This window comes from Shewanella acanthi, assembly GCF_019457475.1.
GTDB classification, from domain to species: domain Bacteria; phylum Pseudomonadota; class Gammaproteobacteria; order Enterobacterales; family Shewanellaceae; genus Shewanella; species Shewanella acanthi.
In genome coordinates this window covers 1,604,164-1,624,365 of record NZ_CP080413.1, presented here as the reverse complement: position 1 = coordinate 1,624,365, position 20,202 = coordinate 1,604,164, and the positions used below count along the sequence as shown (strand labels likewise).

Below are 20,202 nucleotides of genomic sequence, written 5' to 3'. Positions count from 1 at the left end.
ACTCACTGGAACGAACCTTTTCTTTTGCCTCATCACATTTTGCGTTGTCACATCATCGCCCGTGACTAAAAGAAGCAAGGATTATTGCCACAGGTAACCAGAAATCCATGCATTAAACAGCGTGCCATTAAATACATGCTGCACTTTCGAGCTTCCCGCATGGGCTGCACCAAAACACACCAGCAGGGGTAATAAATGTTCTTCCCTTGGATGGCAGTATCGCCCCTCTGGAGCCCTTGACCAGTCATTCAACTTTAATGCTGGCGTCATTGCCGCAGAGTCAGCCATTAAGCTGTCCGTTAGCCATTTATCAAATGCACGGCTGCGGCTAATCACGGCACTGTCGCCCGAGAAAAACCCCCGCATATTGTGAAAAGACATTCCCGAACCCACGATTAATACGCCCTGCTCACGAAGTGGCGATAGCGCCTCGCCAATGGCGATATGGGTTTTAGGATCTAATCCCTGTACCAGCGACACTTGCACAACGGGAATACTAGCCTCGGGATACATGAGTTTCAAAGGCACAAAGGTGCCATGGTCAAAGCCTCGCTCATTGTCCAACTTAACCGCGATGCCCTTTGCTGCCACTAACTCGGCGATTGTCGTGGCTAATGCTGGATCACCTTGAGCTGGATAGGTCAGCGTGTAAGACTCGGGCGGAAATCCGTAATAATCGTAAATCATTCCAGGCGCAGGATTAGAAGAGACAGTAAATTCGGCCTCCTCCCAATGGGCGGTAATAAGCACAATCGCCTTAGGTGTAGGCAAAACCTCTGGCATTTCAGTTAAAAATGCCCGTAGCTCATCATGGTTTGCATCATTGAGCAGGGGTAAAGGCCCGCCGCCATGGGGTACAAACAGCACTGGCATTAAATTGTTATCGGTAGCTGACATCACATATCACCTAAGGCTTTATCGTTATTGTGGGTAAACATCATACTGAGCAGCATTGAGATGCGATCAGTGCTTTACATGATCAGTGCCATCATCTAAGAACCTAGGGCTGATTGTAATAACTGCTGTTGAAACCGCACCATTTTATCGACGGTTTCATCTAACTTAATGATCAAAAATAACACCGCCGAAAGGGTGAGTGCTGGAACGGCCTGAAATGCGGTTTCATAACTAAAGTGGTAATAAAGTGCACCCATCATGATGGCTAACAGCGCACTAGCCGACACCACTCGATAATCCCTAAATCCAAGTCCGAATGCGGCAACCACTTCAACGAGCCCCACGACATAGCCAAAACCCGTCGGCAAATTCATTAGGGTAAAAGGCACGTGGAAAAACGGCAGACTCAGCAATTTACCCATTCCTGAAATAAAAAATACGATGCTGATGGCAAGCGTTATAACAGCTGCCGCGCGATTTAGGGTGTGGGCGCAAAGGTACAGTTGTTGCGGATCCTTTGTAGACAAACCTTGCCCATCTTTGATTTTTGTAAAACAAGGATTAAACGCCGCCATAACCGCCTCCACATACTTTTGACTCATTAAAATTTCACATGCCCAGTAGCATCTTATGATGACTATCACCCTGGCGAGTCAAGATTATCCACCGACTAAAGTTAAATTAATATCGAATAATATCTAACAACTCATAAACTAAAAATTTATATGTTGAGTAGTGAATCATCGATGAAGGATAGGAGAGAAGGTAAGTGACCTTAGATCAGTTGCAAATGTTTAAATCCGTTGCCCTTTCGGGTTCACTTAAGGCAGCAAGCGATAAGTTGCATAAGACTCAGCCCGCGATCAGCCAAGGAATTAAGCAGCTAGAAAGCCAACTCGATATCGTGCTCTTTGACAGGCAAGGTTATCGGCTAGTATTGACTGAGCCTGGCCACAAACTCCTGCAATACGCCAAACGAGTACTCAACGAAGCCCAGGAAATGCGCCAAGTCGCCAAACACTTAGCTCGGGGCAATGAAGCCAGTGTTACCCTCGCCTTTGAAGCATCCTTTAACCTTGCCCGCATCTTGCCCATTCTTGAGCGTACCCAAAACGAATTCCCCTATACCCAAATCATTCTCAAGCAGGAGTTTTTAACCGGTGCGCTCGAATCCCTACAGACAGATAAAGCCGATATCGCCATCTCCGCCGGCGGAATCGAACCGATACGCGCAAGCCATGTTGAATCGGCTTATCTATTTTCAGGCAACTTATTGGATGTCGCTGCCCCGCGTTTGCTTGAACGCCACCCCGATCTTTCGGATGCAAGAGAACTCGTCAACGAATACCAAATCGTGATTCAAGATACGGGCGCTGGCACCGCCAATATTGAGTTCGGAGTACAGGATGGCCAACGAAAATGGTACGTCAATGACTTTTATACTAAAAAAATGCTTATTCAAAGCGGTATGGGCTGGGGAAAATTACCCCGCTACATGATCGAAGATAGCCTATCACAGGGGCATTTGAAGGCATTAGAACTACGCGAGCGCCAAAACCAAATCCGACTGAACTACTATGTAATGCGTAATCCCCACTCTCCCCTTGGTCCCGTTGCCGAAGCGCTGTGGCAACAATTAGTGGAATTCCCATCGACACAAAAACACACTTAATCTGAAATAAATCAATAAGCTGAACTTGAATACGCTTTATTCACAGATTAATTCTGTCTTCAAGTAATAAATGACTTATCACTTAACAATATTTATTTGTCATACAATACACGAAAATTGCACACTTAATTTGTAATACAATAAAAAATCGATACGTCATATTTGTAATACAATAATGCTTAATTCAATATTTGAGCAATTAACATCGGTAATTTAATTAGCCAGATATTTTAATTAATGTTAGCGACTGGATATTAAATCCCATTATCTGATTGCCAATAAAAACGCCCCTGTATGAAGGGGCGTTTTATTAGAGCAAATGAGCAAGTTAAACCTTAGAAAGTTTACGCTCCTTAGCGCTCCAATCTAAGTGGTATTTCTCACCCGCTGGGGTATCGATGCGCTCAAAGGTGTGTGCACCGAAGAAATCCCGCTGGCCTTGAAGTAAGTTAGCTGGCAGGGTTTCGCTACGATAGCTGTCGTAGTAGGCCAGCGCAGAACTGATACAAGGCACTGGAATACCCTGCACAATCGCCGCCGACAGCGCAGTGCGCCACGCACCTTGTTTTTGTGATAGCTGCTCAGCAAAGCTATCAGCCATCAATAAACAACTTAAATCTGCTTTCGCTTCATAGGCTTGAGTAATCGATTGCAGGAAAGTCGCGCGGATAATACAGCCTGCACGCCAAATCTTGGCAATTTCAGCGAAATCGAGTTGCCATTCCTGCTCTTTTGCCGTCATCGCCATCAGTTGGAAGCCTTGGGCGTAGCAGCACACTTTGGCGCAGTAAAGTGCACTCTCAAGTGCTTCAATCAATGCCGCTTTTTGCGCGTCATCTAGCGTGATAGCCGCAGGCCCTGCAAGTTTTGAACTCAATTGCACACGCAGGGATTTTTGAGTACTGACCGCACGGGCATAAACCGCTTCGGCAATAGTCGGCGCGGGGCAACCAATCTGTAAACTGCTCACTGCCGTCCAAAGACCCGTGCCCTTTTGACCGGCTTTATCGAGGATCATCTCAACCAGTGGCTTACCCGTCATTGGGTCAGCCTGTTTCAACACCTCTGCACTAATACCCATTAAATAGCTGTTTAAGCTACCTTTATTCCAACGTTCAAACACATCACCCACTTCGTCGGCGCTCATACCAAGGCCGTCATGGAGCAATTGATAAGCTTCACAGATAAGCTGCATATCGGCGTATTCAATGCCGTTATGCACCATTTTGACATAGTGGCCAGAACCCGCTGGACCAATATAAGTCGTGCAAGGCTCGCCTTCAGTCACAGGATTACCCGGCTCAAATCGCTCAATCGGCAGACCCGTTTGGGGATCAACCTTAGCGGCAATCGCCTGCCAAATCGGTGCCACATGTTGCCATGCCGACTCATCGCCGCTTGGCATTAATGACGGGCCAAAACGGGCGCCTACTTCACCACCTGAGACGGCGGAGCTGAAGAAAATAAACTGACCTTTGTAACGGGCTTCGCGCTCAACAGTGTCGGTCCAAAGGCTGTTACCGGTATCGATAACGATATCATCGGCTTCAATCCCTGCACTGATAAGGGCCTGACATACGCCATCGACCGGCGCACCGGCGGGAACAGAGAGAACGAAAATTCGGGGCTTAGCGAGACTTGCTAGCATTTCTTGGAAATTGGCGCAGCCTGTTATACGCAGTTCTTGGCCATTACGCTCTTGTTTTTCTTGCTGTAAAACACCATCAACTTTGGCGGTATCGAGGTCGAATGCACTGACGCGATATTGATTGTCTGCAATATTCAGTGCCAGATTTTTACCCATTACACCAAGACCAATTACGCCAACATCATTAAGTTTGCTGTGGTTTTGCATTATTTATTTCCCACGGGTCACACAGGTTAGATATAACCAATTTGGGGCGTGATTATATCGGTCTTTATAAGATAAATGCTAGCTGCATTCGGCGATGCATACGATTGGTATAATCGATTAATTGACAATTTGCTTTATTTCATTCCGAAATATCCAATTTATCATCAGCCTTAAATGTGAATCGCAATTTATCGAAATAAGGTAGGCGTCAAATACAGGTTAAATAATATTCATCACGATGAAATAAAAAAGCGACGGATATTTTCCATCGCTTTTTGAGTTGAGAAGTTAACTATTCGACTAACGCGTCGGCATACCCCATGCGTGTCAATGTGGTTCGAACGAGCTCTAAGGTTTGCGGATCTTCAATGGTTGCAGGTGCAGTATATTGCTGATTGTCCGCAATTTTGCGCATGGTTCCCCTGAGAATTTTACCCGAGCGGGTCTTGGGCAGCTTTTGAATCGCGCTCACTAATCGAAATGAGGCCACGGGACCAATTTCCTGGCGAACCAAGTGGATCAACTGTTGATACAACTCTGCATCACTGATGGTCACCCCCTTTTTTAATACCACTAGCCCGAGCGGTACTTGACCTTTGAGTTTATCCTCAACCCCTATCACCGCGGCCTCAGCCACGTCTGGATGCTGGCAAAGTACTTCTTCAAAGCGGCCAGTCGACAGCCTATGCCCTGCCACGTTAATGATGTCATCGATGCGGCTCATGATGTAAAGGTAGCCTTCGGCATCCTTGTAACCCGCATCCCCAGTAAGGTAATAACCCGGATACATAGATAAATAACTGTCTTGATAGCGTTTATCATTTTGCCAAAGGGTGGTAAGCGTACCAGGTGGTAGCGGCAATTTAATTACCACGTTACCCGACACATTGGCGGCTACCTGTTCTCCCATTTCATCAACCACTTCCACTTGATAGCCTGGCACGGCGCGACCTGGCGATCCCGCCTTCACGGCAATGGGTGATACGCCCATTAAATTAGCGGCCACCGGCCAGCCCGTTTCGGTCTGCCACCAATGGTCAATTACAGGTTTATGCAATTTTTCTTCCGCCCAGTGCAAGGTGTCAGGATCGCAGCGCTCTCCCGCGAGGAATACATTTTTCAAGCAACTCAAATCCAAACCTGAAACGTATTCAGCTTGGGGATCCTCACGTTTAATCGCACGAATAGCCGTAGGCGCAGTAAAAAAACTCTTCACGCGATATTTAGCAATGGTACGCCAAAACGCGCCCGGATCGGGTGTGCCGACAGGTTTACCCTCGTAAAGCAGGGTCGTTGCACCCGCCAATAAGGGTCCATACACAATATAGGAATGCCCCACGACCCAGCCCACATCGGAGGCTGCCCAAAATACATCGCCAATGCTGATATCGTAGATATTGGACATCGACCAACTAAGCGCAACGGCATGGCCTCCATTATCGCGCACCACACCTTTGGGTTGCCCCGTTGTACCTGAGGTGTAGAGAATATAGAGGGGGTCGGTCGCCTTCACCGTCACACACCCCACAGGCGTGGCGTCTTTAATGGACGTTTGCCAATCCCTGTCTCGCCCATCTTGCATTTGCGCCTCATACTGCGCTCGATTGAGGATTAAACAGTGCTCAACTTTATGCACCGCTTCATCTAAGGCTTTATCGAGTAGGGGTTTATAGGGAATAACTCCGGAAGGTTCGACCCCGCAGGACGCCGACATCACCAGCTTTGGCTTAGCATCGTTAATTCGTGTCGCGAGTTCATTGGCTGCAAAGCCGCCAAACACCACCGAATGAATTGCACCAATACGTGCACAGGCTAGCATCGCATAGGCCGTCTCGGGCACCATGGGCATATAAATCACCACCCTATCACCCTTTTCGATACCAAGACTCGTTAAATAGCCTGCGAGCCGTGACACCTGCGCCTGTAGCTCTTGGTAACTGATACTGTACTCTGTATCCGTGACCGGGCTAACATAATGAATCGCAATCTGCTCGCCCCTACCCGCAATGACATGCCTGTCAACGGCGTTATAGCATGTATTGAGCTCCCCCCTCGGAAACCAGCGGTAAAAGGGCGCATTCGTCTCATCAAGGATCTGCTCGCTGGGTTTAACCCATTCCAATTCCTTGGAGGCCTCTTGCCAGAACGCTTGTTTATTCTCGATAGAAGTTCGATGTAATTGTTGACCGACATCCAACATAGGGCCTCCCCAAATATGCATCATCTGCAGCGCAGATATTCCCCAAATCCTGTAGAGATTATGACGCGACCAAACACATTTCCCCATTAGACTAAGGGATAAACCATTGGTTGAAATCGCCAGAAATTTGAGAATAAAAAACAGTCAATTAACCTTGCTGAGGTTAACTTTTACACGGTATCTTATAGCGGAGAATGGTTTTTTCATGGAGAGAAATGCGTACTATGCCCCTATATCACCCAATGAAACGCTACTTGCTGTTGCTTCTCATGCTGCTTAGTTACAGCACTTTTGCCACCCCTTCACAGTTACAATCTTTACTTGAACCCATCACCATTGGCGAAAGTAATCAAATCGTCAACACCCCCATAATCAGCGCTAAGTTGCTTAATCATATTTATCAGGTCAGACAATACCAGCCACTGTGGAGTGATAAAGCCTATGCAGGCACTATGCTCGATGTGATTAAAAGTGCAGATGACGAAGGACTTGCGAAGGAAGACTATCACTATCAGCAGTTGGTTGAGTTATACGCCGAGCTAAACAGCTCAAATTGGGAAAATGACCTTCAAAGCAGCAGTTTCGAGCTACTACTGAGTGATGGCATTATTAGCTATGCCGTACATATGCTAAATGGCAAAATTAATCCAGGGATGCTGGGTAAAACATGGAACTACGATGAAACCCATCTGGATTTTGATACCACGCTTAAAAAGCTCGAGCAGCATATCCAAAACCACACAGTAGCCGCCGCTATTACTGGCCTTGCGCCAAAAATTGCTATTTATCCAGAGCTTAAGAGGCAACTGGCCCACTACCGTGAGCTTGCAGCCAAATACCCCTTTAGCGAGATCCCCTATACCGAAGTCATTAAGCCGGGGATGACCTCACCCTCACTGCAAGCCATTGCCACACGCCTTAGCCAATTGGGTTACCTTGAAGAACGACCCACTTTAACGGCAAGCACCACATCGCCTGACAATACTGTCGCGTCAGAAAACACCACAGCGCTCAGCTACGACAAAACGTTGGTCGATGCGGTGAAGCAATTTCAGTTTCAACACAGTTTGAATAATGATGGGGTGATTGGCGCAGGCACGATGGCGGCGCTAAACGTGCCCTATTCGCGCCTTGCCGATCAGATCCGAATTAACCTCGAACGTGCCCGTTGGCTGTCAGCGGATCTGTCGGCCAACTACTTAATTGTGAACCTCGCGGGTTACGAGTTAATGCTGTTTAGGGATAATGCCCTCAGCTGGCGCACCGATATCATCATTGGCAAAATCAACGCTAAGACGCCGCTGTTTAAGTCAAAGTTGAAGTATGTGGTCGTCAATCCGACGTGGACTGTCCCTCGCAGTATTTCATCTGAAATCATTAATCACCTGCGTAAAGACCCTGGTTATCTTGAGCAGAAAAACTTCAGCGTGGTCGATGCTGCAGGTAAACCAGTGGACGCCAGCGGTATTGACTGGTCAACAACCACCCGTAAAAACTTTCCCTACTGGTTTGTTCAGGGGCCAGGCAAAACCAACTCCCTCGGTGAGGTCAAATTTATCTTCCCGAATCAATACGCGATATACCTTCATGACACGCCAGGCAAGAGCTTATTCGATCAAACCGAAAGAGCCTTTAGCCACGGCTGTATTCGGGTGAAGGATCCGTTGGTTTTAGCTGACAAGTTATTAAGTGCCAATGCCAATTGGTCAAATGCGGCATTGCAGGAAAAACTCGCAACAGGGAAAACCGAGAATCTGTTCCTCGATGAGCCCCTCGATATCTTGATCATGTATTGGACCGTGGCAATTAAGGACGGAAATTTGAAGTTTTACAACGACGTCTATAAGCGCGACCCCGTACTCATTGACGCCCTAAACCGACCTGCGGCGCTGAGCGTGATGGCACAGGATGATATGGTTAATACCCTAGAAGAGTAATTCCAACTGCCCGTGGGCGTGACACCCCATGGGCATATTCCATTCACAACTACGCCAAGAAATGTAATAAAACTTCCACTGAATGGGTGATTTCATCCAAAATCCAATCCATCCCCTGCCATCATGTGATGCTCACGCAGTGCTTCGACAAACGCTAGCACCCACAAACCAGAAAAATTAAATACATAAATATTAGAAAGTTACAACCTCACCTAAGGTGCATCTGGCAACTAGGGTTGACAAAATTGGCACTACATGAACGACGCAATCTTTACCTTTACGTAAACTTCATATATCTTGCTAGGAAATGATTAATCAAGGTGCATGAATGAGCTCGAATAATACGTCACAAACGACTTACTCTATCAGTGATCTGTCAAAGGAATTTGATATCACGACCAGAAGTATTCGTTTTTACGAAGACCAAGGGTTATTAAAACCGAAACGCCGTGGCCAGACACGGATTTACAGTCTAAAAGACCGCGTTCGCTTAAAACTTATCCTACGTGGTAAACGCCTTGGTTTTTCCCTCGCCGAAACCCGTCGTTTATTCGAGCTCTACGATGCCGATAAGAGCAGCACCACACAACTACACACTATGCTAGCGCTGGTCGAAGAGAAAAAATCGGCACTGCAACAGCAGATGGATGACATCAAGGTAGTGTTGATGGAACTCAATTCGGCCGAGCAGCAATGCCGTCAAGCACTCGAAGAAAATAAAACCGTTAAAGCTTAATAAGATTCCCCCACGGTAAAAACCGTATGACGGGAACAAGCACTTACGGCTCTCTTAGTAGAATCAGTAAGTCGGTTCAGTTCGAGCCTTTATCAAGACTAATTTAACAAGACTGATAAAACAAAACGCTTCAACGAGACGTTTTGACATCGTTTTACCGCACTGCCACCGCAAGTTTTCATAGATAAAAAGTGGTAGTGACACAAAAATAATTAAACAAGACTCAAGCACTTAAATCATAAAAAAGCTAAAAAATGACCACAAAGGACACCAGCAATGAGCTCTCTCTACACTAGCCTTAACTTTGGCCTCGGCGAAGACGTCGATATGCTGCGCGACGCCGTTCAGGCCTTCGCCCAAAACGAAATCGCCCCTATCGCGGCTAGCGTCGACCGGGAAAATGCCTTCCCCAATGCCATGTGGCCAAAACTGGGTGAAATGGGATTACTTGGCGTTACCGTCGGTGAAGAATACGGCGGTGCCAACATGGGCTACCTCGCCCACGTGGTGGCCATGGAAGAAATCTCCCGCGCCTCGGCCTCAATCGGTCTAAGTTACGGTGCCCATTCAAACCTGTGCGTCAACCAAATTCACCGTAACGGTAATGCGGAGCAAAAGGCCAAATACCTGCCAAAGCTCGTCAGCGGTGAGCACATTGGTGCACTGGCAATGAGTGAACCTAATGCCGGCTCAGACGTAGTTTCAATGAAACTTAATGCCCGCAAAGAAGGCGACCGCTACATCCTTAACGGTAACAAGATGTGGATCACCAACGGCCCCGATGCCAATACCTATGTGATTTACGCTAAAACCGATTTATCAAAGGGTCCACACGGGATCACCGCCTTTATCGTTGAGCGCGGCTTCAAAGGCTTTAGTCAGGCACAAAAGCTCGACAAATTAGGTATGCGCGGCTCTAACACCTGCGAACTGGTGTTTGAAGACGTTGAAGTGCCAGAGGAAAACATCCTCGGCGGCCTCAACAATGGCGTAAAAGTCCTAATGAGTGGCCTGGACTACGAGCGCGTGGTGCTCTCAGGTGGCCCACTTGGGATCATGAACGCCTGTATGGATATAGTCATTCCATACATCCACGAGCGTGAGCAATTTGGCAAATCCATCGGTGAATTCCAATTAGTCCAAGGCAAATTAGCCGACATGTACACCGGCATGAACGCGGCTAAAGCCTATGTTTACAACGTGGCTAAATCCTGCGATCGCGGCGAAACCACCCGTAAAGATGCGGCAGGCGCCATTCTTTATAGTGCAGAGCTCGCCACAAAAATGGCATTGGACGCCATTCAATTATTAGGTGGAAACGGTTACGTCAACGAATACGCCACCGGTCGCTTACTGCGTGATGCCAAGCTTTATGAGATTGGCGCTGGCACCTCAGAAATCCGCCGTATGCTCATTGGCCGAGAACTATTTAACGAATCTAAATAGTCAGTACGGTTGAAGCCTTGCCCTAAAGCTCAGCCAAGTTTGGGTGTTTAGCCAACTTCGATATAACAGAGTGCTAAACGCCCTAAACCAAGAGCCAGTACCAAGCGCCCTTAATTAGAGTAAAGAGCGAGAGTAAAAAGCAAGCGCAATGGCCCCAGCACCCATTGATACTGAATTTCCGCTTTAGAAGGACATAAAAAGTGACGCAATTAAGCAGTCGTATCAACGCCCGTAGCGATGAATTTAAAGCCAAATCCGACGACATGGCCGCCCTCGTGGCCGATCTCAAAACCAAACTTGCCAAGATTGAGCTTGGTGGCGGCCCTGTAGCACTTGAGCGCCATATCGCCCGCGGCAAGTTGTTACCCCGACAGCGGGTTGAGAAACTGCTCGATGCCGGTTCGCCCTTTTTAGAAATCTCCCAATTTGCCGCCTTCGAAGTGTACGACGAAGAGGTCCCCGCAGCGGGAGTGATTGCCGGTATTGGCCGTGTAAGTGGTGTGGAATGCATGATCATCGCCAACGATGCCACAGTGAAAGGCGGCACCTATTATCCGCTCACCGTGAAAAAACACCTACGCGCGCAAGACATTGCCAGCCGTTGCCACCTACCCTGTATCTATTTAGTCGACTCGGGCGGTGCTAACCTGCCCCGTCAAGACGAAGTGTTTCCCGACCGCGATCACTTTGGCCGTATTTTCTACAATCAGGCGCAAATGTCCGCCAAGGGCATTCCGCAAATCGCCGTGGTAATGGGGCTTTGTACCGCAGGCGGCGCCTATGTGCCTGCCATGGCGGACGAATCCATAATTGTGAAAGAACAAGGCACTATCTTCCTCGCAGGCCCACCATTGGTGAAAGCCGCCACGGGTGAAGAAGTCAGCGCCGAAGAATTAGGTGGCGCTGAAGTGCACACTAAGATTTCAGGCGTTGCCGATCACCTAGCGCAAAACGATGAGCATGCCCTTGAGCTTGCCCGCCGTGCGGTGCTGCGTCTCAATCACCATAAAGAAGTCAAAGCGCTACTAAGTCCTAAGGAAGTTAAACCGCCCAAATACGATATTAATGAGCTCTACGGCATCGTCGGGACCGATCTTAAAAAGCCATTTGATGTGAAAGAAGTGATTGCCCGTTTAGTGGACGATTCGGATTTTGACGAGTTTAAAGCCAACTACGGCGCGACCTTAGTTTGCGGCTTTGCCCGTATCCACGGCTATCCCGTCGGGATCGTGGCCAACAACGGCATTTTATTCTCAGAATCGGCGCAAAAAGGCGCGCATTTTATTGAGCTCTGCTGCCAGCGCAAAATTCCGCTGCTGTTCCTGCAAAATATCACCGGTTTTATGGTGGGTAAAAAGTACGAACACGAAGGCATAGCCAAGCACGGCGCTAAGATGGTGACCGCGGTGTCCTGCGCCAATGTACCTAAATTTACTGTGATTATTGGCGGCAGCTACGGTGCGGGTAACTACGGTATGTGTGGCCGCGCCTTTGAGCCCACCATGATGTGGATGTGGCCAAATGCCCGTATCTCGGTAATGGGCGGCGAACAGGCAGCGGGCGTATTAGCGACAGTACGCCGTGACGGTTTAACCCGTAAGGGTGAAGTGTGGTCAGCGGAAGATGAAAAGGCCTTTAAGGCACCGATTATCGCCCAGTACGACAAAGAGGGTCATCCTTATCATGCCAGCGCGCGCCTGTGGGATGACGGCATTATCGACCCTGCGCAAACCCGTGATGTGGTCGGCCTTGCCCTGTCAGCGGCATTAAATGCCCCTATCGAAGACACCCGTTTCGGTGTGTTCCGTATGTAACTAACAGGGTAAAAATAATGAACTCAAATAACCACACATTAGATACGCTTCAATTTGTCGAATATCGCCTGAGCGGCGGTGTTGGCGAACTTATACTTAATCGCATCAATGTGCACAATGCTTTCGATGAAGTGATGATTGGCGAGATGATTGCCGTCATCGATTACTTTGCCAAGTGTGATTACTGCCGGCTGCTCGTGCTAAAAGCCAATGGCAAAAACTTCAGTGCAGGCGCCGACCTTAATTGGATGCGTAAGCAGGCCAAAATGGATTTCGAGCAAAACCTCGAGGATGCCAAATGCCTTGCTAAGTTAATGCACGACTTAGATACCTTTCCAAAACCGACGCTCGCCCTCGTCCAAGGCGCAGCCTTTGGCGGCGCACTCGGACTGATTTGCGCCAGTGACATCGCCATTGCCACAGAGCGCGCCAGTTTCTGTTTAAGTGAAGTTAAATTAGGGCTTATTCCTGCGGTCATTAGCCCCTATGTTGCCCGAACGATGGGAAGCCGCGCTTCACGCCGTTACATGCTTACCGCCGAGCGTTTCGATGCCAACACCGCATTAAATCTGAATGTTATCCACGAGATAAACGATGATCTTGATGCCGCAGCCAAACCCATTATCGAGGCGCTACTTGCCAATAGCCCTCAAGGCATGGCGTGGGTAAAGTGCCTACTCAAGCGTCTTGAGAACGGCGCTATCGACCAAGAAACCATCGATTACACCAGCGAGCGCATCGCCCGCATTCGGGTATCCGCCGAAGGCCAAGAAGGCTTAAACGCCTTCTTTGAAAAACGGCCACCAAATTGGCAAAGCAGCCACCTGCCTGCCAACGATATCCAAGGAGCACGCTAGATGTCTCAGACTCTGATCCCAAACAATGTGACCCAAGCACAGACAACGATTCAAAAAAAAGAGCCCAGCATGTTTACTAAGCTATTGATTGCTAACCGTGGTGAGATTGCCTGTCGCATCATTAAAACCGCGCAGCTCATGGGGATCCGAACCGTTGCTGTGTACTCTGATGCCGACTGCAATGCCCGTCATGTCGCCATGGCCGATGAGTCCTTCTATTTAGGTGGCAGCGCCCCAAGCGACTCTTATCTAAAGGGCGAATTGATTATTGAAATTGCCAAAAAAGCAGGCGCTCAGGCCATTCACCCAGGTTATGGCTTCTTATCGGAGAACGCCGAATTTGCCCGTCAGTGTGAACAAGCAGGGATAGCCTTTGTGGGCCCTGGCAGTGACGCCATTGATGCCATGGGCAGCAAGAGCGCCGCTAAGTCAATTATGAGCCGCGCCAATGTGCCCTTAGTGCCTGGCTATCATGGCGATGACCAATCCGATGCCACCTTAAAATCTGAAGCGATAGCGATTGGCTTTCCACTGCTCATTAAAGCCGCATACGGTGGCGGTGGTAAGGGCATGCGTATCGTCGAAAATGAAGGCGAAATCATCGAAGCCATTAATTCGGCGCGCCGTGAAGCACAGTCCTCATTTGGTAATGATAAGTTATTGATGGAGCGTTATTTACGCGAGCCACGCCATGTCGAAGTTCAAGTTTTTGCCGACACTTTAGGAAATGCAATTTACCTATCCGATCGTGATTGCTCGATTCAGCGCCGCCACCAAAAAGTGGTCGAAGAAGCGCCAGCACCAGGCTTAAGTGATGCCCTTCGAACCCAAATGGGTAACGCTGCCGTTGCCGCAGCCAAGGCCATCGACTATGTCGGTGCAGGTACGGTGGAATTTTTACTCGACAGCGATGGCAGTTTCTATTTTATGGAAATGAATACCCGTCTGCAGGTCGAGCACCCCGTCACCGAAATGGTGACCGGACAGGATTTAGTGAAATGGCAATTGTTGGTCGCCTCGGGTCAGCCCCTGCCCCTTAAGCAGGAAGAAGTACGCATCCACGGCCATTCCTTCGAAGTGCGTATTTACGCTGAAGACCCACAAAATGAGTTTTTACCTGCCAGCGGCAAACTCAACTTTTTGCGTGAGCCCGAGCAAAATAAACATGTTCGTATCGACTCAGGCATCCGCGAAAACGATGTGATCAGTAACTTTTACGATCCAATGATCGCAAAATTGATTGTCTGGGATGAATCGCGCCCACGAGCCCTGCAGCGCCTTGTGCATGCGTTAGAGTCTTATCAAATCAGTGGGTTGAAACACAATATCGAGTTTCTTGCCAACATCGCCGAGCACGCCGCCTTTGCCAAAGCGGACTTTAGCACCGACTTTATCGGCCGCTACGGCGATGCGCTTATCGGCAGCGCTGCGAGTGAAGCCGACACTGCCATCGCCTTCGCCGTGCTGTACCAAGTGCTTGCACGTAAAGAAGCTGCAAAATCACAGGCAATTAACAGCGCCGATCCCCACTCCCCTTGGGGACTGGTCAGCGGCTTTAGATTAAATAGTACTAGTCAACATTCGGTTGCCCTAATTGATGACAACCATCACCTGCAACAGCTAGTACTGCAGGACTTAGGCCAGGTCTATTTACTGCCCGTTAATGGTGATATCTGGAAATTACGTGGCGAACTTAAACAGGATCTGTTGCTCGCTGACATTAATGGCCACAAGAGTAAAGTGCCTGTTAGCGCACAGGGAGATGATTTCACGCTGTTTTTGCCTTCTGGCAGTTATCACTTTAAAGCCGTGCAAACCTTAGTCGTTGAAGAACAAGTCAGCAGTGAAGATAAACTCAAAGCACCGATGAATGGCACTGTAGTGACCCATCTTGTGGAGGTGGGCGCGCAGGTGAAAGCAGGACAAGGCCTGTTAGTCATGGAAGCGATGAAGATGGAATACACCATCGAAGCGCCGTTTGATGGCATTGTCAGTGAGTTTTATTTTAACACTGGCGAACTGGTGAGCGATGGAGCGCTGCTACTCAATGTGGAACCACTGACTGCTGATGTATCAAGCCTTGAAAGCGAAACTACCGGCGCCGAGGAGGCCTAATGTCGGCAGTCAACCTTGAAGCAATGCACCTAGAAACATTCGCCACTGAAAATGCAAGTCGACCCGACGTTAGCTTATTCGAAATGGGGCCGCGTGATGGGCTGCAAAATGAAATTGCAGTACCAACAGCGGCCAAAATCGCCCTAATTGAGGCCCTTGCCGATGCGGGGATTAAACGCATAGAGTCAGGCAGTTTTGTGTCACCTAAATGGGTGCCACAAATGGCCGACAGCGGTGAAGTGCTAAGCATGATTAATCGCCGCGAAGGTGTGGTTTACAGTGCACTAACCCCGAATGTTAAAGGCTTGGAGCTGGCGCTGGATGCAAAAGCTTCCGAAGTAGCTATCTTCGGCGCAGCCTCCCAAAGCTTTAGTCAGCGCAATATTAACTGCTCCATTGAAGAGTCGATTGAACGCTTTATTCCGTTGATGGAATTGGCTAAAGCACACAATGTACCCGTGCGTGGCTATGTGTCCTGTGTATTGGGCTGTCCCTATGAAGGTGAAATTGCCGTCAGTGAAGTGGCCCGAGTGTCTGAAATCCTCTACAAAATGGGCTGTTACGAAATTTCGCTAGGCGACACTATTGGTGTAGGCACGCCGCTAAAAGCCCGTAAAATGCTTAAAGCTGTTAGCGAGCGTGTTCCGATTGAGAAAACGGCGCTGCATTTCCACGACACCTATGGTCAAGCCCTTGCCAATATTTTGGCCTGTTTAGACTTAGGTGTGCGTAGTTTTGATGCATCGGTTGCTGGACTCGGTGGCTGCCCCTATGCCAAAGGCGCATCGGGCAATCTTGCCAGCGAAGATTTAGTGTATATGCTCCACGGACTCGGCCTGAAAACCGGTATCGATTTAATCAAATTAGCCCGTGCCGGTGAGCAAATCAGCAACCAATTAAAGCGTATCAATGGTTCTAAAGTAGCCAACGCTCTCTTGACTACTGATGTAGCATGAAATGAATTACAGAATTAAACCTCAACTTAGTGAAAATTAATAATAAAAGCTAAGTAGTGGTATGAATTTAAAAACAAAAAAGTAATAATTAACAATCTTTTCACACCCATAATCCCCAGCGTTGCAGTAACCAAAGCAGGACTGCAAGCTAGTGTAGAAGGGTATAGTTAGCGCGAATGGAGAAGGATAGAAAATGGCAGGACTCAATAAAGTCGTCGGCAGCTATGAAGAAGCATTAAAAGGCTTAACCGATGATATGACCATTATGGTCGGCGGCTTCGGCCTGTGTGGTATCCCTGAAGGCCTAATCAATCAGATGGTTAAGATGGAAGTTAAGGGCTTAACCGCGATTTCAAACAATGCGGGCGTTGATGATTTCGGCTTAGGTTTACTGTTAAAACACCGCCAAATTTCAACCATGATTGCCTCCTATGTTGGCGAGAATGCGACCTTCGAGCAACAAATGCTCTCAGGTGAACTTAATGTGATCCTGACCCCTCAGGGCACGCTGGCGGAAAAAATTCGCGCAGGTGGTGCGGGTATCCCCGCCTTTTTCACCGCAACAGGTTACGGCACACCTGTGGCTGAAGGTAAAGAAACCCGTGAAATCAAGGGACGTCACTATGTACTCGAAGAGTCACTGACCGCCGATTTCGCCCTTATTCGCGCTTGGAAAGCCGATACCATGGGTAATCTCGTTTTCCGTAAAACCGCCGCCAACTTTAACCCTATGATGGCAACAGCGGGTAAAATCACTGTGGTTGAGGCTGAGTTTATTGTTGAGCCGGGCGAGCTTGACCCAGATCATATCCATACTCCTGGCATTTATGTCGATCGCGTCATTCAAGGCAAGTTCGAGAAACGCATTGAGCAGCGCACCGTAAAAGCATAAATAAAAGGTCAGGCAAAGAGTAAAGGATAACAATCATGGCATTATCAAGAGAACAACTGGCCCAGCGCGTCGCCAAAGAATTACAAGACGGCTTTTATGTTAACCTAGGCATCGGCATTCCAACGCTGGTTGCAAACTACATCCCAGCAGGAATGGAAGTGATGCTTCAATCGGAAAACGGTCTTTTGGGCATGGGCGAATTCCCTACCGAAGAAACCATAGACCCAGATTTAATCAATGCGGGCAAACAAACCGTAACCGCCGTTAAGGGCGCATCATTTTTCTCATCGGCGGAAAGCTTTGCGATGATCCGTGGCGGCCATGTGGACTTAACCGTGCTGGGTGCCTTTGAGGTCGATGTCAACGGTTCTATCGCTTCATGGATGATCCCAGGCAAGTTAATTAAAGGCATGGGCGGCGCGATGGATCTGGTGGCTGGGGCTGAAAACATCATCGTCACCATGATGCACGCCGACAAATACGGTAACTCAAAGCTACTGCCGGTATGTGAGCTGCCATTAACGGGTTACGGGTGCATCAAACGCGTAGTGACCGATTTAGCCTTTATCGAAATTAAAGACGGCGCCTTTCACCTACTCGAGCGTGCACCAGGGGTGAGCGTGGAAGAGATTGTCAGTAAGACAGCGGGCAAATTGATTGTGCCTGAGCATGTGCCTGAAATGGTGTTCTAAGCACATTTAACCGTTAAGAGCACGCTTCTATCCCAAGCCCAGAGCCAAAACTTTGGGCTTTTTTATTGATGCAAGTTTCCCTTTAGCGATAACTGCAAATTGTCTGTAACACTTTCATTATTTAAATCAGCCTGTTAGCTTTATGTAGCGCATTTTACGAAGGATGCAGGAGGGGTAAACTATAGATAACCTGATTATTGTTATTGCAGGCTTATTTGCGGGAATGCTCAATGCTATTGCAGGTGGAGGCAGTTTCATTACCCTTTTTGCACTGGTGTTTGTAGGCTTGCCCCCACTTACAGCCAATGCCACAGGTACTGCCGCCCTGCTTCCTGGCTATCTCGCCAGCGCTTGGCGCTTTCGCAAAGACATGGTGTACCCAGCCAATTTAAACCTTAAGCAGTTATGTTTGATTGCTATCGCAGGAGGCTGCATTGGCGCAGGACTTCTGCTCAGTACCTCAGTTACCCTGTTTTCCCACTTAGTGCCCTGGCTGATATTGCTCGCAACCGCCGCCTTTGCCCTGCTGCCGTGGTGGTTTAAGCGCCGAGTAACAGTTTCCGTCTCTAAGGTAGATACGACGGCCCTCTCCCCAATCAATAGTGTTATTGTGCTTGCCATTGTCTGTATTTACGGGGGCTATTTTAATGGCGGGCTTGGAATTATTTTGCTTGCAGCACTAGGACTTATTGGCCAAAGCCAGTTGCATGGCATGAATGGCATTAAAAATTTACTCTCGGCGATACTGAGCCTGATTGCGGTACTCATCTACGCTTTTGGTGGGCTGATTGATGGGCAACATTTATTTCTTCTCACCATCATGGGTATGACTGGTGGCTATCTTGGTGCTGCCCTCAGCTATCGTGTGTCGCAAACACTCCTTAGGCGATTCATTATCATCGCAGGACTATTGATGGCTGTAGGATTTTTGTTAATTAAGCCATAGGGAAGATTTAAGCTGTGATGGTTCAGTGGCAATCGACCGGACTAGGTTTCAGCAAATTTGGCTTTGACCTGAAGGATCTGGGGCACAATGCGCTTAAACAACTCCACCAAATCGGGGTCAAAGTGTTTACCCGACTGCTCTGTGATATAGTCTAGAGCCTGCTCGACTGTCCAAGCCGATTTATAGGGCCGCTCTGTCGTTAATGCATCAAACACATCTGCCAGCGCCACAATCCTAGCTTCCAAAGGAATATCCTGACCCTTAAGGCCAAAGGGGTAACCACTGCCATCCCATTTTTCATGGTGACTGGCGGCAATCAACTTCGCCATCCCCAGCAGATCAGAACTGTGGTTACCCAATATTTCGGCACCGTAAAGGGTGTGCTGCTTCATAATTTCCCATTCTTCACTATCGAGTTTTCCTGGTTTAAGCAGGATCCGATCGGGTATGCCGATTTTGCCGATATCGTGCATAGGTGCGGCTTCCTCAAGCCTTTGGCACCACTCCTTTGGCATACCCAACGCTTCTGCCAGGATACTCGAATAATGGCTCATCCGGATAACATGCATGCCAGTTTCGTTATCCTTAAACTCAGCGGCGCGCCCCAAACGTTTAATGATTTCAAGGCGGGTTTCGGTGAGGTTCTGAGTACGTTCTCTGACCTTTTCTTCCAGTTCTCGGTTTTGATCGTAAAGCGCTAAATGGGTACGCACTCGAGCAAGTACAATTGGCGGACTGATGGGTTTAGGAATGTAGTCAATCGCGCCTAACTCAAAACCGCGCTGTTCATCGGCAATATCGCCGCTAGCGGTTACAAATATCACTGGAATATTCGCGGTTTTAGGATCCTGTTTAAGCACATTAATCACTTCGAATCCATCCATCTCTGGCATCATTACATCAAGGAGGATCAGATCAGGGGACGGGATTTTAGCAGCAATCTTTAACGCACTTTGGCCATTGATAGCCGCTTTCACGCGATAATGAGGCTGCAAAACAGCCCTAAGAATATCAATATTTTCCGATCTATCATCGACAATTAACACTGTTCTTGGATCGTTTGACAATGTCATCTGGGTTGTCCCCCTAGGTTAAAGCTTATTTTTTGATTTCCTTGCGTGGGCAACTCATTTATGTCCTAAAATGATAACAATTCATAAATCTTTATTAACTCTTACAGTTACGCT

General features: G+C 48.2%; 16 protein-coding genes. 11 read left to right on the top strand and 5 right to left on the bottom strand.

Features of this window, described 5'->3' with window-relative positions:
- Positions 1-81: 81 nt before the first annotated feature.
- Together K0H61_RS07240 and K0H61_RS07235 are read right to left on the bottom strand one after the other, a co-directional pair.
- Positions 82-897, bottom strand: coding sequence for a DODA-type extradiol aromatic ring-opening family dioxygenase (locus K0H61_RS07240; protein ID WP_220052018.1), 816 nt, complete (start codon positions 895-897; stop codon positions 82-84).
- 95 nt (positions 898-992) lie between these two features.
- Positions 993-1,472, bottom strand: a complete 480-nt coding sequence (locus K0H61_RS07235) for a DoxX family protein (protein ID WP_220052017.1) — start codon at positions 1,470-1,472, stop codon at positions 993-995.
- Between the two features lie 194 nt (positions 1,473-1,666).
- Between K0H61_RS07235 and K0H61_RS07230 the strand changes: the two genes are divergently transcribed.
- On the top strand, positions 1,667-2,569 hold the full coding sequence (locus K0H61_RS07230) for a LysR family transcriptional regulator (RefSeq protein ID WP_220052016.1): 903 nt from the start codon (positions 1,667-1,669) through the stop codon (positions 2,567-2,569).
- 328 nt (positions 2,570-2,897) lie between these two features.
- Here the strand turns inward: K0H61_RS07230 and gnd are convergent, their stop codons facing one another.
- Both gnd and K0H61_RS07220 read right to left on the bottom strand, forming a co-directional pair.
- Positions 2,898-4,424, bottom strand: a complete 1,527-nt coding sequence (gene gnd, locus K0H61_RS07225; RefSeq protein ID WP_220052015.1) for an NADP-dependent phosphogluconate dehydrogenase — start codon at positions 4,422-4,424, stop codon at positions 2,898-2,900.
- A 292-nt stretch (positions 4,425-4,716) separates the two neighbouring features.
- Positions 4,717-6,624, bottom strand: a complete 1,908-nt coding sequence (locus tag K0H61_RS07220) for a propionyl-CoA synthetase (protein WP_220052014.1) — start codon at positions 6,622-6,624, stop codon at positions 4,717-4,719.
- Between the two features lie 224 nt (positions 6,625-6,848).
- Between K0H61_RS07220 and K0H61_RS07215 the strand changes: the two genes are divergently transcribed.
- From K0H61_RS07215 to K0H61_RS07170, 10 genes are all read left to right on the top strand, one after another.
- Entirely contained in the window at positions 6,849-8,561 is a 1,713-nt protein-coding gene (locus K0H61_RS07215; RefSeq protein ID WP_220052554.1) for a L,D-transpeptidase family protein, read from the top strand.
- A gap of 328 nt (positions 8,562-8,889) precedes the next feature.
- Positions 8,890-9,297: a MerR family transcriptional regulator gene (locus K0H61_RS07210; RefSeq protein WP_220052013.1), complete on the top strand. Its 408-nt coding sequence runs from the start codon at positions 8,890-8,892 to the stop codon at positions 9,295-9,297.
- 276 nt (positions 9,298-9,573) lie between these two features.
- Positions 9,574-10,743: an isovaleryl-CoA dehydrogenase gene (locus tag K0H61_RS07205; RefSeq protein ID WP_220052012.1), complete on the top strand. Its 1,170-nt coding sequence runs from the start codon at positions 9,574-9,576 to the stop codon at positions 10,741-10,743.
- Between the two features lie 200 nt (positions 10,744-10,943).
- Positions 10,944-12,557, top strand: coding sequence for a carboxyl transferase domain-containing protein (locus tag K0H61_RS07200; RefSeq protein ID WP_220052011.1), 1,614 nt, complete (start codon positions 10,944-10,946; stop codon positions 12,555-12,557).
- Between the two features lie 17 nt (positions 12,558-12,574).
- Positions 12,575-13,414: an enoyl-CoA hydratase-related protein gene (locus K0H61_RS07195; protein WP_220052010.1), complete on the top strand. Its 840-nt coding sequence runs from the start codon at positions 12,575-12,577 to the stop codon at positions 13,412-13,414.
- Positions 13,415-13,483: 69 nt separating this feature from the next.
- On the top strand, positions 13,484-15,529 hold the full coding sequence (locus tag K0H61_RS07190; RefSeq protein WP_220052553.1) for an acetyl/propionyl/methylcrotonyl-CoA carboxylase subunit alpha: 2,046 nt from the start codon (positions 13,484-13,486) through the stop codon (positions 15,527-15,529).
- Positions 15,530-15,552: 23 nt separating this feature from the next.
- Positions 15,553-16,485 carry a hydroxymethylglutaryl-CoA lyase gene (locus tag K0H61_RS07185; protein ID WP_220052551.1) on the top strand — a complete coding sequence of 311 codons (933 nt, stop codon included), beginning with the start codon at positions 15,553-15,555 and terminating at the stop codon, positions 16,483-16,485.
- Between the two features lie 193 nt (positions 16,486-16,678).
- Positions 16,679-17,377 (top strand): CoA transferase subunit A, encoded by a 699-nt coding sequence (locus K0H61_RS07180; protein ID WP_220052009.1) that lies wholly within the window; start codon positions 16,679-16,681, stop codon positions 17,375-17,377.
- Positions 17,378-17,412: 35 nt separating this feature from the next.
- A complete protein-coding gene (locus K0H61_RS07175) occupies positions 17,413-18,069 on the top strand; it encodes a 3-oxoacid CoA-transferase subunit B (protein ID WP_220052008.1) in 657 nt (218 codons plus the stop codon).
- Between the two features lie 181 nt (positions 18,070-18,250).
- Positions 18,251-19,015 carry a sulfite exporter TauE/SafE family protein gene (locus K0H61_RS07170; RefSeq protein WP_220052549.1) on the top strand — a complete coding sequence of 255 codons (765 nt, stop codon included), beginning with the start codon at positions 18,251-18,253 and terminating at the stop codon, positions 19,013-19,015.
- 41 nt (positions 19,016-19,056) lie between these two features.
- Here K0H61_RS07170 and K0H61_RS07165 read toward each other — a convergent pair whose 3' ends face one another.
- Positions 19,057-20,088 carry an HD-GYP domain-containing protein gene (locus K0H61_RS07165; RefSeq protein WP_220052007.1) on the bottom strand — a complete coding sequence of 344 codons (1,032 nt, stop codon included), beginning with the start codon at positions 20,086-20,088 and terminating at the stop codon, positions 19,057-19,059.
- Positions 20,089-20,202: the final 114 nt, after the last annotated feature.

What these genes read in the sequence shown, in the direction of transcription:
- K0H61_RS07240 (WP_220052018.1), bottom strand. Translation starts at nt 897, where the DNA reads ATGTCAGCTACCGATAACAATTTAATGCCAGTGCTGTTTGTACCCCAT.
- K0H61_RS07235 (WP_220052017.1), bottom strand. Translation starts at nt 1,472, where the DNA reads ATGGCGGCGTTTAATCCTTGTTTTACAAAAATCAAAGATGGGCAAGGT.
- gnd (WP_220052015.1), bottom strand. Translation starts at nt 4,424, where the DNA reads ATGCAAAACCACAGCAAACTTAATGATGTTGGCGTAATTGGTCTTGGT.
- K0H61_RS07220 (WP_220052014.1), bottom strand. Translation starts at nt 6,624, where the DNA reads ATGTTGGATGTCGGTCAACAATTACATCGAACTTCTATCGAGAATAAA.
- K0H61_RS07215 (WP_220052554.1), top strand. Translation starts at nt 6,849, where the DNA reads ATGCCCCTATATCACCCAATGAAACGCTACTTGCTGTTGCTTCTCATG.
- K0H61_RS07210 (WP_220052013.1), top strand. Translation starts at nt 8,890, where the DNA reads ATGAGCTCGAATAATACGTCACAAACGACTTACTCTATCAGTGATCTG.
- K0H61_RS07205 (WP_220052012.1), top strand. Translation starts at nt 9,574, where the DNA reads ATGAGCTCTCTCTACACTAGCCTTAACTTTGGCCTCGGCGAAGACGTC.
- K0H61_RS07195 (WP_220052010.1), top strand. Translation starts at nt 12,575, where the DNA reads ATGAACTCAAATAACCACACATTAGATACGCTTCAATTTGTCGAATAT.
- K0H61_RS07190 (WP_220052553.1), top strand. Translation starts at nt 13,484, where the DNA reads ATGTTTACTAAGCTATTGATTGCTAACCGTGGTGAGATTGCCTGTCGC.
- K0H61_RS07185 (WP_220052551.1), top strand. Translation starts at nt 15,553, where the DNA reads ATGCACCTAGAAACATTCGCCACTGAAAATGCAAGTCGACCCGACGTT.
- K0H61_RS07180 (WP_220052009.1), top strand. Translation starts at nt 16,679, where the DNA reads ATGGCAGGACTCAATAAAGTCGTCGGCAGCTATGAAGAAGCATTAAAA.
- K0H61_RS07175 (WP_220052008.1), top strand. Translation starts at nt 17,413, where the DNA reads ATGGCATTATCAAGAGAACAACTGGCCCAGCGCGTCGCCAAAGAATTA.
- K0H61_RS07165 (WP_220052007.1), bottom strand. Translation starts at nt 20,088, where the DNA reads ATGACATTGTCAAACGATCCAAGAACAGTGTTAATTGTCGATGATAGA.